Source organism: Desulfobaculum bizertense DSM 18034, assembly GCF_900167065.1.
Taxonomy (GTDB): Bacteria; Desulfobacterota; Desulfovibrionia; order Desulfovibrionales; family Desulfovibrionaceae; genus Desulfobaculum; species Desulfobaculum bizertense.
This window is the reverse complement of sequence record NZ_FUYA01000001.1, coordinates 465,403-482,208: the sequence shown is the minus strand read 5'-3', so window position 1 is coordinate 482,208 and position 16,806 is coordinate 465,403. Positions and strand designations below refer to the sequence as shown.

14 protein-coding genes are annotated in these 16,806 nt (G+C 53.7%); 6 read left to right on the top strand and 8 right to left on the bottom strand.

Annotation, left to right across the window (positions count from 1 at the left end; genetic code table 11):
• From B5D23_RS02200 to B5D23_RS02170, 7 genes are all read right to left on the bottom strand, one after another.
• Complete coding sequence (locus B5D23_RS02200) at positions 1-435, bottom strand: response regulator (protein WP_078683753.1); 435 nt, start codon at positions 433-435, stop codon at positions 1-3.
• Positions 432-842 (bottom strand): response regulator, encoded by a 411-nt coding sequence (locus B5D23_RS02195; protein ID WP_078683752.1) that lies wholly within the window; start codon positions 840-842, stop codon positions 432-434. Before B5D23_RS02195 ends, B5D23_RS02200 begins: the two co-directional genes overlap by 4 nt.
• 2 nt (positions 843-844) lie before the next feature.
• Positions 845-1,285: a response regulator gene (locus B5D23_RS02190; protein ID WP_078683751.1), complete on the bottom strand. Its 441-nt coding sequence runs from the start codon at positions 1,283-1,285 to the stop codon at positions 845-847.
• Positions 1,282-3,114 (bottom strand): sensor histidine kinase, encoded by a 1,833-nt coding sequence (locus B5D23_RS02185; protein WP_078683750.1) that lies wholly within the window; start codon positions 3,112-3,114, stop codon positions 1,282-1,284. Before B5D23_RS02185 ends, B5D23_RS02190 begins: the two co-directional genes overlap by 4 nt.
• Positions 3,104-3,565: a response regulator gene (locus B5D23_RS02180; RefSeq protein WP_078683749.1), complete on the bottom strand. Its 462-nt coding sequence runs from the start codon at positions 3,563-3,565 to the stop codon at positions 3,104-3,106. Before B5D23_RS02180 ends, B5D23_RS02185 begins: the two co-directional genes overlap by 11 nt.
• 218 nt (positions 3,566-3,783) lie before the next feature.
• Positions 3,784-5,217: a sigma-54-dependent transcriptional regulator gene (locus B5D23_RS02175; protein WP_078683748.1), complete on the bottom strand. Its 1,434-nt coding sequence runs from the start codon at positions 5,215-5,217 to the stop codon at positions 3,784-3,786.
• Positions 5,199-6,686, bottom strand: coding sequence for an ATP-binding protein (locus tag B5D23_RS02170; protein ID WP_078683747.1), 1,488 nt, complete (start codon positions 6,684-6,686; stop codon positions 5,199-5,201). The genes B5D23_RS02175 and B5D23_RS02170 overlap by 19 nt, the downstream gene beginning before the upstream one ends.
• Before the next feature lie 406 nt (positions 6,687-7,092).
• Here B5D23_RS02170 and B5D23_RS02165 point away from each other — a divergent pair, with 406 nt between their 5' ends.
• The 6 genes from B5D23_RS02165 (at position 7,093) to B5D23_RS02140 (ending at position 14,275) form a co-directional block, all read left to right on the top strand.
• A complete protein-coding gene (locus B5D23_RS02165; RefSeq protein ID WP_234985052.1) occupies positions 7,093-8,067 on the top strand; it encodes a DUF362 domain-containing protein in 975 nt (324 codons plus the stop codon).
• Positions 8,068-8,089: 22 nt separating this feature from the next.
• Complete coding sequence (gene hypF, locus B5D23_RS02160) at positions 8,090-10,453, top strand: carbamoyltransferase HypF (protein ID WP_078683746.1); 2,364 nt, start codon at positions 8,090-8,092, stop codon at positions 10,451-10,453.
• Positions 10,454-10,618: 165 nt separating this feature from the next.
• Positions 10,619-11,731, top strand: a complete 1,113-nt coding sequence (locus B5D23_RS02155) for a transglycosylase SLT domain-containing protein (protein ID WP_159445874.1) — start codon at positions 10,619-10,621, stop codon at positions 11,729-11,731.
• A 142-nt stretch (positions 11,732-11,873) separates the two neighbouring features.
• On the top strand, positions 11,874-12,782 hold the full coding sequence (locus tag B5D23_RS02150; RefSeq protein ID WP_078683744.1) for a DMT family transporter: 909 nt from the start codon (positions 11,874-11,876) through the stop codon (positions 12,780-12,782).
• 72 nt (positions 12,783-12,854) lie between these two features.
• Entirely contained in the window at positions 12,855-13,211 is a 357-nt protein-coding gene (locus tag B5D23_RS02145) for a hypothetical protein (RefSeq protein WP_078683743.1), read from the top strand.
• Between the two features lie 281 nt (positions 13,212-13,492).
• Positions 13,493-14,275, top strand: a complete 783-nt coding sequence (locus B5D23_RS02140; protein WP_078683897.1) for a DUF169 domain-containing protein — start codon at positions 13,493-13,495, stop codon at positions 14,273-14,275.
• Positions 14,276-14,901: 626 nt separating this feature from the next.
• On the opposite strand, the gene B5D23_RS02130 is transcribed toward B5D23_RS02140, so the two are convergent.
• Entirely contained in the window at positions 14,902-16,791 is a 1,890-nt protein-coding gene (locus B5D23_RS02130; RefSeq protein WP_078683741.1) for a peptidylprolyl isomerase, read from the bottom strand.
• Positions 16,792-16,806: the final 15 nt, after the last annotated feature.

Sequence of the window (16,806 nt, the reverse complement as noted above, 5' to 3'; positions counted from 1 at the left end):
TCATGTGTCCTCAATCGACGTTCCCGTGCGTTCTTTGGGAACTGCCCTATTTTGTTCTGCTGGCTGCTGGCTCGTGGCGTCCTGCAGCCGGTGTAAAAGAATTGTAAAATTCACAGGTTTGAGCAGGTAATCATAGGCACCAAGCTCCATGCCCCTAATGGCATCATCCATGTCGGCGTGCCCGGTGAGCATGATGACTTCTGTTTCGGGTGCATATTTCCGGATGTGCTTCAGCACGCCCATGCCGCCAATGCCGGGCATCTTTACATCCAGCACAACCACATCAAAAATGTCGTGCTTCAACACGGCGACCGCTTCTTCACCGCTTGCTGCACACATGACTTCTGCTCCGCGATGCGTCAGACGACGGGCCAGCGCCTCAGAAAAGGCTCGCTCGTCATCCACAAGAAGAAGTCGACATTCCAGATCGTTCATGACTGTGCCCTCTTGAGCCGAGCTGCTGCGCGCATCTTTTTCATAAGCGTCTCCAGCTCGCAGGGTTTAGTAAGATAATCAAACGCCCCGGCCCGCAGACCCTCCTGTGCTGCCTCCTGCGACCCGTGGCCGGTGAGCATCAGCACAGGCATGTCCGGCACCATGCGCCGGAAAATTTTCAACAGTTCGATGCCGTCCATGTCCTGCATCTTGAGATCAACAACAGCGAGATCGAATTCCTGCTCCCGTAAAGTCTGGAGCGCATCCCGACCTGAGGGCGCACCTGTAATGAGAATGCCGCGCCTTTTGAGGCGCTTTTGCAAAATCTCCAGGTAGCCCTTTTCGTCATCAACAAGCAGCACAGAAAGAGTGCGCTCCTGTGGATACGAGCTGTCGTGACCTGTCATGACTAATCCCCTCGCCGAAGCACAATGTTCTGGCTTTCCTCTTCGAGGATTTCGTCTTCCTCATCGCCCTTCCGCTCTTTGGCTTCGGTAATCTTGGCCGCAAGCTCTTCGATGTCGCAGGGCTTAATCAGGTAGTCAAAAGCGCCATACTTCATGCCATCAACGGCGGATTCAACAGTGCCGTGCCCGGTGAGCATAATGACCTGCACCAGCGGAAAGCTGGACCGAATGCGCCGCAGGGCTTCGATGCCATCCATGCCCGGCATGCGGATATCGAGAACCACCACATCCACATGCGTATTAAGAGCGAGCTTTTCCAGTGCATCCGCCCCGGAATGTGCACTCAGGCATTCAAAACCACGCTTCCCCAGTCGTCTGTTCAGGGCATCAACAAACGGCTGCTCGTCATCAACAATCAGCACGCCCGTTTTGAGTCGAGTCATGATGTCCTCTCCTTGTCCTGCTGGTCAGTGTCTGCACCGCCAGCCTGTTCATGTTCCGGCTGAGAAGGCTCATCCGGCTCCCCGATGGGCAAACGAAGCATGAACTCCGTGCCCACGTTTGGGGTACTTTCTACGCTGATTTCACCACCCATTTTCTGAACAATGCCGTACACAATCGACAGGCCCAGTCCGGTGCCCTTTCCAACGGGCTTGGTGGTAAAAAATGGATCAAAAATACGATTCAGATTTGCCTGTGGTATGCCTGCGCCAGAGTCACGAACCAAGAGCACAATGTCCTGCCCATCCTGCCGGGTGGTCACAGTCACGGTTCCGCCGTCACTTCCAACGGCATCCACAGCGTTATTGACAAGATTCAAAATGACTTGCTGGAGTTCCGAAGGAGAGGCAGACATACGTGGCAGATCCTCGGAAAGATCCAGCATGACTTTGCAGTTTCCACATCTGGAACGCTGATCTGACAGGCCCACCAGATCTGAGACGAGAGCATTAAGGTCAAGGGCCTGCGGGGTGGGATCGAGTTTGCGTGCAAACGAGAGCAGTTTGTGCGTAATTTCCTTGCATCGAATGCCCTGCGTCTGAATCTGATCCACAGAACGCTCGATTTCTTCCTGTATATTCTCCAGCTTTTCTTCGTCTCCGAGGAGATCCCCAATCCATCCGGCCTCCTCGACCATGATGGCAACGGGATTGTTGATTTCGTGGGCGATGCCAGCTGCCAGCTCACCAAGTGAGGCCATGCGACCAGCCTCTATGATCTGGTCATTCATGACTTCCTTTTGTTTGTCTGCCCGCCGGATGCCGCGAACCATCCACTGCGCAAGGAAAACAGCGGTTAAAATGATGGTTATTCCACCAGCACCAACAATGAAGAAAATAATTCTGCGAGTCCGCTGGAGTTCTGAAAAGGCATCCGCAACATCCTGCCGATATACGAGTATCCAGTCGCCACCCTTGAGTGGGGTCGAGACATAAATGGTATCCACATCCTGCGGATCGACATGCCGGAAGATAGATACCCGGTCAGGCATAAACGCCGATGCCCAGTAAGGTCGGAGGGGGTGACGGAGGGACCCGGGGTGCGTAGGTCCTTCCGTCTCCTCCACATGCTCTTGGTGCGCCTTTATGAACCACTGTGCATCGAGGGGCTGCTCATGCCGTGGTCCAGTCTGGAAAGTGCCCGAGGTATTGATGATGTAGGCGCTACCTGTTCTGCCAATACGTATATTTTCAACCAGCGCGTTAAAGGCCATAAAATCGATGGTGGCCCGAAGTATCCACGGTTCTCCGTTCCAAATCTGGCGGACCGCAATAATGAAATGCGGAACGCCCCGAAGTCCGAGAAACACGTCGCTGATATAAAATTCCTGATCCATGGCCTGCCTAAACCAGCCCGCATCGGAATAGTCCGCGTGAGCGAGGGCATACGGGCCAGCATAGGCAAGCTGGATCCCATCCGGGGCAACGAAGCCCAAATCCACAAAGGCTCCGCTAAATTCTTCCTGAAGGTGCTTGAGTTCTGTCTCCAGACTCAGGCTGTCACGCAGCTCATTGACATCAAGGCTGCGCGAGACCAGACGCAACTCTCCAAGCTTTTCAGACAAATACAGGTCTATTGTCTGCTGGTGCTTTTGCACCATCTCCCGAAGCTGGGCTTCGACCTTTTCTTCAAAGGCGGCCCCAAAACGGGAGGAGCTAATGCCGCTAATCAATAACAGTGGCGTCAGCGAGACCACGGCAATAATGCTGGCCATGATCTGCGTGAGCCTGCGGTAATAGCGGGAGTCGTGAAGAGCCTCTTCAGCTTTCATATTTCGGCTCCTGCGAAAGAGGGAAAGGAGAACATTTCTCGATTTCGGAAGAGGAGGAAGAGGACTGCGCATCATCACAGGCAAGAAGTCGTGCCACGGTCTGTTTCAGGGAGCTTGGGTCAGCTTTTTTTTCAACCACGGCTTCTGCCTGTGCCAGGACAACCAGATGCGCAGCCTCTGGCATGAGGGCATGGACGATCAGGGGGTGCAATGCGAGATTTCCATGCGAATCAAGAAGACCTTCCTCCAGGTAAGGAACCTCTATATCTATGACAAACACATCAGGCTCAGCCGTTGACTGCGCTGCTTTTCGCAGTTCGCGACCATCCCCCACAGACACAACGCAATAGCCTTCGGACCGAAACTCGCGCTCAAGAAAACGTCGAATCCGAGAATTGCGTTCTGCGAGAATGACTGTAGGAGTGTGCCCTTTGTGTGTTCGATTCTTCATGCTTTTGCATGAGCATCCTTCGTGCCAAAATGCACAAAAGTTTTAAAAACCTCTAAGCACCCGTCAGACAACAAAAAACCGCGACTCTGCAGAAAAGCAAAGTCGCGGTGTATTCGGATTTTTCGTTAAGATATTTTACACAGTGTAAAAAAGTTTGTGAGAAAGCGCACAATTCACATCACAACATAAAGAGGAATTCTCTCCTTGTCTGGCCGGGGTCACTCGTCTCTGGAAATGAGTGTATCTATCTGAATATCATAGCGATCTATTCGAGAAAGCAAAGTGGGCCGCGACATGCCTAAAAGCTTTGCCGCCTGCGCCCGGTTCCCCTCAGTCAGCCGAAGCGCCTCAGAGATGGCAATTTTTGCAAAGTAGTCGATGATCGTATCAAAACAGTGCCCTTCCTTTTTGGTGGTCAGCTGCTGCACAATCCATTTTCGCGCCAGACTCCCCACGTCTTCCTTTGCCGCAGGGTGAACATCCTCTTCACCATACAGGGCCTGATGCGCATTCTCAGGAGTCACCGGACACCCCCGCGAAAAGATCAAAGCCTTGTGCATGGCATTATTCAGCTCGCGCACGTTGCCCGGCCACACATGCTGCTCCAGAATCTGCAAAGCCTCTGGCGTCATGCCCGGATTATGCGTCTCCAGCTCCCGCGCATGCCGGGAAAGAAAATGCTCCGCCAGCAAGTCCACGTCCCCTTCCCTGCTGCGCAGGGGGGGCAGGTTCAGCGTAACCACCTTGAGCCGATAATACAGGTCTTCCCGAAAACGTCCTTCCTGAACAGCGGCCTCAAGGTCTCGGTTCGTCGCGGCAATAATGCGAACGTCAACGGAATGCGCCCGGGCCGCGCCCAGCCGCTCGACACTCTTCTCTTCGAGCAGGCGCAACAGCTTTGCCTGAATGGTAAACGGCATGTCGCCGATCTCATCCAGAAAGATTGTGCCCCCATCGGCCTGCTCAATTTTGCCCACCCGTCGGCTCACAGCGCCAGTGAATGCGCCTTTCTCATAGCCAAACAGTTCGCTCTCCAGCAGCGTTTCAGGAATCGCCACACAGTTGATAACGATAAACGGTTTTTCCGTACGGCCGCTGTGCTGATAAATAGACCGCGCCACCAGTTCCTTGCCTGTCCCGGATTCTCCACGCACCAAAACTGTGGCGTCTGTCTGCGAAACCCGGCCAATGGCCTTGTAGACTTCCTGCATGGCAGGGCTTCGCCCGACCAGCGCATAGGGAGAATCACTTTCTGGTGCAGCGTCCACATCGACCCGGGTTCGCATAAAGCGCCCCGCATCAAGAGCCTGCTCAACCAAAGCCAAAAGGTCCGGAACATCAAAAGGCTTGAGCACATAGTCAAAGGCACCAAGCTTGGTCGCTTCAATAGCAGTTTCCGTGGTGCCGAACGCCGTCATAATAATCACCGGAAGCCGAGGCTCGTGCTTATGCATGACCGTAAAGCCCTCAAGGCCAGTCATCCCCGGAAGCCGCACGTCCATAATCACAAGATCAGGACAGTTCTGCTCCACAACACGAATGCCTTCCTCGGCTGATGGAGCCTGTAAGACGTCATAGCCCTCCTGTCGCAGCAAACGCCCAAAGCTTTGATTCAGCTGGGCGTCATCATCAACTATGAGAATCGATGCCACGTTCCTTTCTCCTGTGCTGGAAGCGTTATGGTAAATGTTGTTCCCTCACCAAGGCGAGACTTTACAGTAATGGTCCCGTTGTGCTCCTCCACAATCCGCTTGGCAATGGACAGCCCAAGACCTGTGCCTTCTTCCTTGGAGGAATAAAAGGGCTGGAAAAGCCGGGAAAGGTGCTGCTCAGAAATACCCGGTCCGGTGTCCCTGACCTTGAGCGTCACAATGTCTCCCATTGGACGCACATAGCCCTTCTCTGCCGAGAGCGTAATCGACCCACCGCGGCCCATTGCATCGCAGGCATTAATGAGCAGATTGACCAGCACTTCTTTCAGCTGATCTGGATCGCCATGAATAGGCAGACTCTTCTCTGAACGATTGTGCACAATGTCGACTTCATACGAATCCAGTCGATGCCGCAAAAGCGTCAGCGCACTTTCCACAATGTCCGAAACATCCACGTCCTGTATCTGAAGTTTTGGCGGACGGGAGAACTCAAGAAAGTTTCGGGCGATACCGTCGATGTGCCGAATCTCTTCGGTAATGACCTCAAAGTCTTCTTTCTGGTCATCATTCAGGCGCAGACTTCGCCCCAGCGAAAAGAGGCGAATCTTTACCGAGGTCAGCGGATTGCGAATGCTGTGAGCGACGCCCGCTGCCAGCTTGCCTGTCAGTGCCCATTTTTCGGACTGTTTGAGCGACTCCTGACTGCGTTCAAGCTGATCGTGGGTACTGTCCACATCATCCAAAAGCCCCCGGACACGAATCCCAAGATCAGAAATATCATCGGGCCGCAACGGCACGCCGGGGCGTACATTCATCTGGTCTGCCATTTGGCGAATGGGGCGTAAAATCATGCGGACAATCACCCACGCCAAAAAAATTCCGAGCACCACCACAGCAGGCATTGTGGCAAGCGAAGCGTTACGAACCGCCTCCAGCTGACCTGCGATATCTTTGTTGGACCGAGCGAGAGCTGTTTCATGAATATGGCGATAGTCCTGACAGAGGTCCAAAAGTGACGCAAACTGGCTACGAATAAGTTTATGCAGGGCAGTGCCCTCTTCCTCTGCCCCGGCCCGGTAGCGCTCCAGCACGGTATCGCGGGCCTGCACATAGTTTTCGTAGGAGGTGTCAATGGACTGGAGAAGACGCATCCCCTCTGGCCCAGTGTCTCCCTTCATCGCGGTATCCAGCCACTGCCGAAAATTCTGGTTCTTTTGCGACAGCCGTTCCAGCCACTGCGGGTCCCGGTCCTGAAAATAATAGGTCGTAATGCCTTTCTGCTCCACAAGGGCTATGGTCAGCTCCTCCGAAGCCCGCATTGCCGCAGTGCTCCTGTTCACAACGGTTGTCATGATGCCATCCACGCGCAGGGCATACCACAGCGCCATCAGCCCAACGGCCACCGTTATGCCAACCAAGGAAAAAAGCAGAAAAAAGATGTGTCCACGTAAAGAGAGCCTGTTCCACATGATACATTCCTTCGAGACGCAAAAAGTTCATGTACTGCGCCAAGCGCCTGTAACGTCACTCATACGACAGTCACGCGACACCGATCACCACAAGCAGTCACAAACAAAAAATATTCTCAAGACATCCAAAAGAATCTGTAACACCATTCTTTACTTTTTTTGAAGCACCGCAATTTCATATTTTTGAACAGGATTACAGGCTCTTTTTGTCGCACTCCCAGAGATGATGCCTGCGCCCTGAACGGCGACAGTTCCTCGCGATTTCTTTCACAAAGAAAACATGCAAGCCTTTGGGTCTCAAGGAATTTTTCGTGTTGGAAAGCAGCTCTTTTTTCTTTTTTGCCAGGGCAGACTCCCCAAAAACTCGCCGCAACTTCGCGCCAGCACAGAGTTTCCGCACAAAAAAGTGCAGGACTTGCAAGGCTTCACAGCCCGGTATAACGTGCTTTTTATGCCATACCCCAAGACTGCCAGCGTGGCCCTTGCATCCTGCCGGGATTATGAAAAAAAATGCCTTGAGGAGCGTCTCGAGTCTCTCCTTGCGGCAACAGGTCTTGCTGTGCGCCCTGGAGAACGAATTCTTGTCAAACCCAACCTTGTTTCAGGAAAGAATCCCCTCGCCTGCACCGAGCCAGCACTCGCAGCGGCAGTCTGCGCCTATGCCCTCGACCATGATGCAGACGTGACAGTTGCAGATTCTCCAGCCTTTGGCTCTGCGGCGCTTGTCGCAGAAAAAACAGGTCTCCAGTCAGCTCTCGCCCCTCTGGGGCTTCGTGTCGAAACGCTTAATGAACCAGCCTCCAGAGGACTTTCCTTTTCTGCGCAGATTGGCGTCTCGCGCAAGGCTCTTGAGGCGGACCGCATTTTTAATCTTCCCCGACTCAAGGCCCACTGCCAGATGCGCCTCAGCCTTGCTGTCAAAAACCTTTTTGGCTGCGTCACAGGAATTCGCAAAGCCATCGCTCACAGCCGTTATGGAGAATGCGAAAACCGTTTTGAAGCCATGATTCTTGACATTGGCGACATGCTCCCTCCCAGCATAAACCTGCTGGACGGCGTCACCTGCATGCACAAAACAGGTCCGACTGACGGCGAAGCCCTTGAGCTTGGCTTTCTCGCACTTTCCGAAAATCCCGTGGCACTGGACACCTGCATTGCCCACATGCTCGGCCTTGAGCCTCGCGACCTGACCCTGTGGGCCGAAGCTGTGGAGCGTGGCATCCCCGGAGCCTCCCTTGAAGACCTCTGCTTCCCTCTGGAACAGCCTGACGCCTTCCCCTGCGATGCCTTCATCGTTCCACATATCCTCAAACCTGTGAGTTTCCGTCCTTCCCGACTTGCCCTGAGCGCGCTCAAGCGGCTCTGCGCGCACTTCCGATAACCTCCCAGCCCAAGGACAGCCTATGCCGACACAGCTTTCTTCCCCTGCACTCTTTCGTCATCGCTATACCATCACCGGTGCGGTGCAGGGGGTGGGTTTCCGCCCCTTTATTTATCGCATTGCCCTCCATGCAGGACTCACCGGAAACGTGCGCAACAGCCCCGAGGGTGTCATTATTGAAATACAGGGAAAGAGCAGCGAATGCGCCGAATTCGCCACGGCTCTACGAGAAGAACTCCCTCCACTTGCCCGTATTGTGACCTGCGACATGGCAGAAATTCCTCCGCTTGAATCCGAAGACGCCTTCGAGATTCTCCAGTCGACGGGCGGTGAAGGGCACTCCGTGCTTATCAGCCCAGACGTTGCAACCTGCCCGGACTGCCTTAACGATATTTTCGACATCAAAAATCACCGCTACCTCTACCCATTCACCAACTGTACAAACTGTGGACCGCGCTACACCATCACCCGCTCCATTCCCTATGACCGCGACAAAACATCAATGGCCTGCTTCCCGATGTGCGAAAGCTGCACCGAGGAATACACCAATCCGCTAGACCGCCGGTTCCATGCCCAGCCCAACGCCTGTCCCAAGTGTGGCCCAGAAGTCTGGATGACGGACAACGCGGGCAAGGAACTCTACCGCAAAGAGCCTTCACTTCCAGCCGCAGCCCGTGCCCTTGCCGAAGGAAAAATTCTGGCTGTCAAAGGGCTGGGTGGCTTCCACCTCATGTGTGACGCCCGGTCGTCCGAAGCAGTCCAGACACTCCGCCAGCGGAAAAACCGCTATGGGAAACCTCTTGCGGTTATGGTTCCAGACATGGACACGGCCCGCCAAATCGCCACCATTTCTGATGAAGAAGAACGCTGGCTCTCTGGCATAGAACGCCCCATTGTTATTCTCAGCACGCCAAGCTCTCCCCTTGCACCAGAACTCAACCCGGATACTCCTGACCTTGGCCTTGTTCTGCCGTACACCCCGCTGCACCACGTTCTCTTTTTCCTCTACAAGAAGCTTCTGCCCAAAGGGGCCATTCCCGCGCTGGTCGCAACCTCTGGCAACCTCAGTTCTGAACCCATCAGCATTGGGAACCGCGAAGCCATAAACCGTCTCGGAAGCATTGCCGACTTTTTCGTCCTTCATAACAGGGACATTCTCATCCGCTGTGACGACTCGGTCATGCGCGTTATAGAAGGCTCCGACGGCCCGCAGCCGTTGTTCTACCGCAAGGCCAGAGGCTTTACGCCCCGGCCCATCTTTCTCGATCACGCCGGACCAAGTGTTTTTGGTACCGGACCAGAACTCAAAGACACACTCTGTGTCACCAAGGGCGATCAGGCTTTCGTGAGCCAACACATTGGCACTATGGAAAATCTGGAAACCTTTTCCTTTTTCAAGGAAATCGCAGGGCACTTGCCTGCCATTCTCCAGACAAGCCCAGAACTCGTGGTCCACGACCTGCATCCGGACTACATGAGCACCCGCTGGGCAACTGAGGAGTCCCGAACACCGCACTGTGCCATCCAGCACCACATTGCCCACGCGCACGCAGTCATGGCAGAAAACGCCTTTTCTGGCCAAGCCATCATTCTTGCCCTTGATGGCACAGGCTATGGCGAAGACGGAACTCTCTGGGGTGGTGAGTTCCTCCTCGTTGACAACGAAGCCTGCACCCACACCCGCCTCGCGCACTTTCAGCCCCTCCCCCTGCCTGGTGGCGAGCGTGCAATCCGCGAACCGTGGCGACTCGCACTGAGTGCCCTCGTTGCGCTTGGCGAGGATATTCCCGGCACTCTTCCGTGGACCTCCGCGCACAAGAAAGAACAGCCCCTCGTCCTTTCCATGCTCAAAAAACAGCTCAACAGCCCCACCAGCACAAGCTGCGGTCGACTTTTCGACGCGGTGGCAGCCATCCTTGGCCTCTGCTCCAGCATAGATTACGAAGCTCAGGCCGCTATTCTCCTCGAAACCGCACAGGGCACCATGCGCGACGTTCAGGTACACAAGCCCTATCTTTGCGAACTTCGCTCAAGCCCAGACGGGCACCCTGCTATCTTTGAATCCCTCAAGCTCTTTCAGCAGGCCTTCCACGACGCCCAAAATGGTGAATCCCGATCCACCATCAGCCGACGTTTCCATCAGGGACTCGTCATATCTCTGGCAGAAGCCGCCCAGTCCCTTGCCCTCAGCACTGGCATTTCCCATGTGGGGCTGACTGGCGGAGTCCTTATGAACAAGACTTTGGCAGAACGCCTTCCACATTCCCTTTTAAAACGGGGGATAACGCCCCTAACACACACTCAGCTCCCCCCCGGTGATGCCTGCATCTCTTTAGGACAGGCCGCATACGGGCAGGCGCTTCTGCGAAAAAAAAGTTCTGAATAAAAAATACGCGTGGCTGACAGCTTTTTCTCCTGTCACGCCACGCTTTTTTTCTTTTATGATTCCAAAACGCTATGTGAATTCTTTTCCCAGCAGCTCTTTTCCCGAAGCTACTGAATGTGTGCACCCCCTTCCCGATTTTTCGAAAATTCTGATATGATGGGGGCTATGCCTATTGTACAGAGTCCACAAAACCCATCCCGCCGACGTGCATTGCGCACAATGGTTGCAGCCTCGCTGCTGCCTCTCATCGGCTATTGTCCGAGTTCCGCCGAAGCTACGACCGTCACCCTGCGGGCCTCTGCCCACCGGGATGCCTGCACTTCTCCCATCAACGTCATCATTCCCAAAAGCTATGAGCCACCAAGCACAGAACGCGACATGCGCCTCGTGCGAACAAAGCTCACAAAGGCCACCCTCGATTTTTTGCAAACGCACTACGCGGGCCGCAACGTTCCCCTCTGGGGCAAAAAGTTTGAGCAGATCGACTTTGAAAAGCGCATCTCAAACATCAGCTACTGGATTCTGCACGGCGTGCAGCAGCACAAAAAAATTTACCCCGTTGATCCTGCATGGATCATGGGGCAAATGATGGCCGAATCCTTTTTCTATGAGTTTGCGGTCTCCCGCGCCTTTGCGGTTGGTGTCTGTCAGTTCATTGCCCCCACAGCCCGCGGCTACGGCATGCTCTGTGCTGGCGACAAAGACGCCCACGCCAAGCCCCCCTACAAGGCAACAGACAAGGCAGGTCAGCTCAAGCGCTATTACGACATTCGTGGTGAATGGAAAAAAGCCCGAGCCAAGCGCAATGCCATTGGCGGCGGCCGAAGCACGCTCATGCACAAGGCTCTTGTTGCCTCATCAAAAGGAAAAGTTCTGCCCGAGGCCTCGCAGTACTTGCAGCAGAACAAAAAAGTCAGCGCCCTTGATACTCAGGTCAAAGACGCCCGCGACAAATACCGGGAATACATCAAGGCAAACCTTGAGGGACGCGATATTTTTAACGATGCGGACTACGCTTTTCTTTCCGGCTTTGACCAACGCGTAACCTACAACAAGCCCATTCCTGCAATGGTTCAGATGATTGCCGAGCATCTGCGCCAGCGAAACGGGAACATCATTGCCGCCGCCGCAGGCTACAACGCCGGGCTTCGTCGTACACAAAGCAAGGACCGTATCTATTCACCATATGGCAAACTTCCGAACTTCTCGGAGACCGTGACGTACGTCAGCCGTATTTTCATCAATCACCACGAGATTAGCCGCCGAATGACAGAGTAAGCACACAACGCAGAGTTCATCTTTATTTCCCCAATATTCTTTGCTATTCTTCCATATTGGGAGATGAATTTCTCTTGCTGTCTCCATGCTTGAGCGTTAGAACCCCTCTTTCAAACGAGATTCCCTTTTGGAGGTGTTCACAATGGCTCGTGGTTTGCTCTATGCCTTTATTTCGGCATTCTGCTTCGGGCTGCTCCCTGTATTGAGCAAGCTAGCTTTTGGTTGCGGCATGACGACATTCGAGATTTTACAGTACCGCTTTGGCTTTGGCGCGCTTTGTCTCGCTGTCTATTTTGCCATTGCCCGACCGCAGCTCTTTCGCATCAGCAGAGAAGGCCTCATTAAATCCCTTCTTGTTGGTGCTGTCTTTTTCCCCATGCAAAGCACTGGTTTTGTTGGGGCCGTCAAGTACATCCCCGCCTCAACAACGGCGCTCATTATTTACGGCTATCCAGCCCTGACAGCCATTGCCTCAGCAATTCTCTTTAAGCAGCCGCTGACCAAAAACATCACGACCTCGCTTGTGCTGATCTTCTCTGGCTGCGCCCTTGTCTTTTGTGATGCCTTCCTTCATTCCGCTGACTATCGCGGCGTCCTTCTTGCCGTCAGCAGCATGCTTGGCATCGCCCTCAATTTCATCATTGGACAACTTCTCCTCAAAGGTGAAAACGCCCAGTCCGTGACGTTTTACGTGCTTCTCAGCTCCGCCATCGCGTACTTTGCCGCAAACACGTATCTCTCCGGAGCACCGTCCAACCCGCTGGACCTCAGCAGCCGCGCCCTCATTATTTCTTTCTCTGTAGGTCTCATCAGCACAACCCTCGCCATTCTCTTTATGTATATGGCCATCGAAAAAGTCGGCAGCACATACACCTCGATTTTCTCATGTTTCGAGCCTGTCACTTCCGTCTTCTTTTCCTGGGTTCTTCTGAGCGAACCGCTCGCAGCATGGCAGCTTGCCGGTGCAGCGCTCATTATTGGCGGCATCATCTGGCCCAACAAAAAGCTTCTCTCCAAGCCTATTCCGCCCCGCGAGGCGCACTCGTCCTAAACAAAGAACACACCCCCTGTTTGCCTTTTTTCGCATGGCTATGGTATCTTTATGATACTCAGGGGGTGTGTCATGCCAGAGCTTTTTGAAGCACTCATCAGCATTTTTAGCCGGGCTTACGAGATCGGGCTGACTGTTATGACGCCCGTTCCAACCCTGCTCTATGCCTCCTGCTTCTTTCTTATCCTTCTCGCCTATCTCAAAAAATCACATCGTTTCGGGGTGATGCTCCTCCACTTTACTCTCGTTCTCTTTTTCTTCATCATCTGGAACCACCCCGCCTTTCGCTACTTCAAATTTAACCCCTGGCATGGTGGCTATGCCTACGTTTTCATCATGCTCGCGGTTATGATTTACATCCCCATTCGGCTCGTCTTTGCCTTCATCAATTTTTGGCAGGACTATCTCCAGCCGATTGACCGAATTTGAACAAGCATTTCCGCACCTTTCCCCCTTTTTTCTTTCTTTTTTCAGCACCTTTCCCAAACCGTCACCCGCGTCAAGCTATAAGACGCATATATTACAAGCATTAGTCGTATATTGTGAAAAAAATATCAAAACAAAGAAAATCTCTTCCCTCCTGTGAAAAATACGCATATCTCATGCAAACAGCCGCTTGAGAAATCAGGCGCAAGATCAAAAAATAGGACGTATCGGCGGGCACTCGCCCCGCCCAGGAACATTTATAGGAGGATTTCCCAATGGCAACTCTGAGTCATGACTACAAGGCAATTCAGCACACCCTGATGGACGAGCTGCGGCTCATGCACTACCCCATCTCTGTGAAGTACATCTTTGATGAAGCTGAACTTGAAGATTTCAAAGAGAACTGTCCTGAATTTTACACCCCTGTAAAGCCCATGACTTTTTGTCAGTGGGAAATCGCTGCACGCATGAAAGGCCAGACCGTCCTCGGCTACCCCGAAGACCAGGGCTGTGCCAATGCCCGCTTCTCTCTCGGCTGGAAAGGCATGGACGAGGCAGAACTCAAGTCCCACGCCAAGTATACCGTCAGCCCCGAGCAGGCCGAGCGCTTCGTGCTCTCCAAAGCCCGCCTCCCAGAAGGTAAGCTCCTCGCTGTCGTGGTCGCACCCCTCGCCGACACCTTCTTCGACCCCGACACCGTTCACTTCTACTGTGACAACATGCAGGCTTACCACCTCGCCGTTGACTATGCCGCTGCTCAGGACGTTCACCCATTAAAGACCAACATCACCATGAACTCCTCCGCTTGCGGCGGTAACGTCTACTCCTTCCTCGAAAAGAAGTTTAACCTGCTTCCGGCCTGTAGCGGCAGCTACAACGCAGGTAAAACAGAACGAGGCGAGATCAACGTCATTATCCCCGGTGAGCACATCGCCCCCACTGTTCAGCGTCTCCTCGACCGCAAGAACAATCTCGGCTCCTCCTCCATCACTCGCCCCGGTGACAACTTCCCCGGCGCAGACGTGTGCAAAAACTGTCCGCTCATTATCTTTAAAAAACAAAAGTAAGGCCCTCGCCCTTCATCCTGTCCCCCCCCTTCTTAAAGGGGGGGCTTTTTTTTGGACCAAACGAGACTCTGTCCCCGTACCTCTGCAAGGGGCGCCGGGAGGGTGGGTTACGAGACTCTGTCTCGTGCTCTGCAAGGGGCCTGCCCCTTGACCCCGCCCAAGGACGAGGCCCTTGGGAATCCCGCTATCGCCCAAAATTTAAGGGCCGGATGTGTGAAAGCCCTTGGCTTTCCCTTACATCCGGCCCTTAAATTTTGGCCTAATTAACTGGGCGTGTGTTCTTTTTCTTTGCGCTCCAACCCTTTCTTTCTGAACGCAAGCGTTCAGAAAGAAAATGGTGGCGAACTCGCAGAAGAGAAAGAGACTCTTTACGCCTTCTCACCCAAGTTTAAAAGCCGTGCAAGCGAAGCTTGCACGGCTTTTAAACTCGATGAGGATACGTAAGGGAATCATTCCCTTACGCGGGGTCCGGGGCTGGCCCCGGTTTTCTCCCACCCGCCCATCCACGCCCAATCTTCCCACCCACCCATCCACACCCCAATCTTCCCTCCCCCCCCATCCAGCCATAATGCCACAAAAAAAGGCCCCTCTTTGAGGGGCCTTTTGCATTCTGGAGTAAAGCGCTCTTACTCGAGGACTTTAGGCTCAGCGATTTTGATTTCAGCTTTTTCACGCAAAGAGGTGAGGAAAGCCTGGAAGATTTCGTTCTCGTTGGCCTGAGTCAAAAGCTGCAGGAGATACCCTTTCTGGGTTTCCCAAAGCTTTTCGTTAGGAGCAATGTGCTGCGCGACGCGAGCGATAACAACACCGTCGGCAACGGTAAAAGGCTTGGAGAGCCACTGGCCTTCCTTGACCTTAAAAGCTTCTGCAGCAAGCTCGGGGGCAGCGCCGAGACCAGCGATAAAGCCCTGACGAGAGAAGGGAGTGCTCATCTTGAGAGCGGAACTCTCTACGTCCTTCGCTGCGGAATACTTCTTGAGCAACTCCTGAGCTTTCTCCTGAGCAATTGTGATTGCACCGCGACGCTTGAGGGCCTCAACAATGCTAGGTTTCACTTCGCTCAGGGGAGCGACATGCTCAGGGGTTTCTTTCACCTTGGAAGCAAGGAGATAGCCATCGTTAACCTGCACGGGGGTGTCCGTTGCAGAGCCGACAACGAGAGTGAAGACAGTCTTGAGATCCTCACCCTTGAGGCCGAGCTGAGAAGCGAGCTGGTTTTCTGTAACCATGCCCGTGCTCTTGGCAGCCATACCGAGGGAGTCACCGATCTTGTCCATCTTGTCGCCAACCATGATCTGCTCAATAGCCTGATCGAGAAGGTCGGAGAGCTTGCCTGCGGCCTTTTCTTCGGCGATGACCTGCGTAATTTGCTCACGAGCTTCGTCGAGAGTCTTGACGCCAGCGGCGCGCTTCTTTTCAAGCTTGATGATGTGCAGACCAAACTGCGTCCGAACAGGCTTGGAGACAGCGCCTTCCTTGAGGCCGAAGGCAGCCTTTTCAAACTCAGGAACCATAGCGCCACGGCCAAACCAGCCAAGGTCGCCACCACGGGAAGCGGTTGGTCCTTCGGAATATTTTTTCGCAAGAGCGGCAAAGTCGCCACCACGAGCGAGTTTCTTTTCAATGGACTGAGCCTTGCCCTCGGCCGCCTTGACGTCTTCGTCAGAAGCGGAAGGATCAAGCTTCAGCAAGATGTGACGGGCAGAAACCATCTCAGGAGTTTTGAACTGAGCGGTATTTGCCTCGTAGTACGCCTTGATCTCATTGTCTGCGACCTTCTCGGAAGCAGCGAGAGCAGACGGAGTGAAACTCAGATACTCAAAGCTGGCAACAGCAGGAACCGTGAAGCTTGCGCTGTGCTCTTTGTAGTAGGCTTCGATTTCGTCATCAGAAGGAGTGACCTTGTCGGCAAAATCGCGCCAGTTCAGGAGCTGATACTCAACGCGAGCAGTCTGCGCCTGGAACTTGAACAGCTCGTAAGCATCTTTCTCAGAAACGGTTGCGCCGAGGTTCAGATACTTGAAAAGCTTTTCCTGGCTCAGCTGGCGGCGAATATCGGCTTCGAAAACGCCGGGGGTAATGTGCTGAGAGCGCAGAACCTGCTTGTAGATCTCCTGATCGAAGGCGTTATCCTTGTTGCGGAACACCTGATACTGGAGGATTCGGGAACGAACCTCATCCTTGCTCACGGTGATGCCCAGTCTCTGGACTTCGCTAGCGAGAAGGGTTTCATTCACCATGCGGTTCAAAACCTGCTGCTTGAATGCAGGGGTTTCGAGAGCAGCGGCAGAAACACCGGGGTTCTGACGACGCACGCCTTCGATGGCGCGCTGATATTCCATATTAAAGTTCTTAATAAGGATAGGAGTCTCGTCCACATAGGCGAGTACCGCGCCACCACTGGCACGATTGCTCATGGTACCAGAGCCAAAAGCCAGCACAAATACTGCAATAATAATTGCAAAGATGACCTTAATAATCCATGAACTCGCATGCTGCCGCATTCCGTCGAGCATAGGTTCTCCCGATAG

Bases quoted from the DNA above. Each gene is read 5' to 3' on its own strand.
- B5D23_RS02200 (WP_078683753.1), bottom strand. From the start codon at position 435: ATGAACGATCTGGAATGTCGACTTCTTCTTGTGGATGACGAGCGAGCC.
- B5D23_RS02195 (WP_078683752.1), bottom strand. From the start codon at position 842: ATGACAGGTCACGACAGCTCGTATCCACAGGAGCGCACTCTTTCTGTG.
- B5D23_RS02190 (WP_078683751.1), bottom strand. From the start codon at position 1,285: ATGACTCGACTCAAAACGGGCGTGCTGATTGTTGATGACGAGCAGCCG.
- B5D23_RS02185 (WP_078683750.1), bottom strand. From the start codon at position 3,114: ATGAAAGCTGAAGAGGCTCTTCACGACTCCCGCTATTACCGCAGGCTC.
- B5D23_RS02180 (WP_078683749.1), bottom strand. From the start codon at position 3,565: ATGAAGAATCGAACACACAAAGGGCACACTCCTACAGTCATTCTCGCA.
- B5D23_RS02170 (WP_078683747.1), bottom strand. From the start codon at position 6,686: ATGTGGAACAGGCTCTCTTTACGTGGACACATCTTTTTTCTGCTTTTT.
- hypF (WP_078683746.1), top strand. From the start codon at position 8,090: ATGCCGACACAGCTTTCTTCCCCTGCACTCTTTCGTCATCGCTATACC.
- B5D23_RS02155 (WP_159445874.1), top strand. From the start codon at position 10,619: ATGCCTATTGTACAGAGTCCACAAAACCCATCCCGCCGACGTGCATTG.
- B5D23_RS02150 (WP_078683744.1), top strand. From the start codon at position 11,874: ATGGCTCGTGGTTTGCTCTATGCCTTTATTTCGGCATTCTGCTTCGGG.
- B5D23_RS02145 (WP_078683743.1), top strand. From the start codon at position 12,855: ATGCCAGAGCTTTTTGAAGCACTCATCAGCATTTTTAGCCGGGCTTAC.
- B5D23_RS02130 (WP_078683741.1), bottom strand. From the start codon at position 16,791: ATGCTCGACGGAATGCGGCAGCATGCGAGTTCATGGATTATTAAGGTC.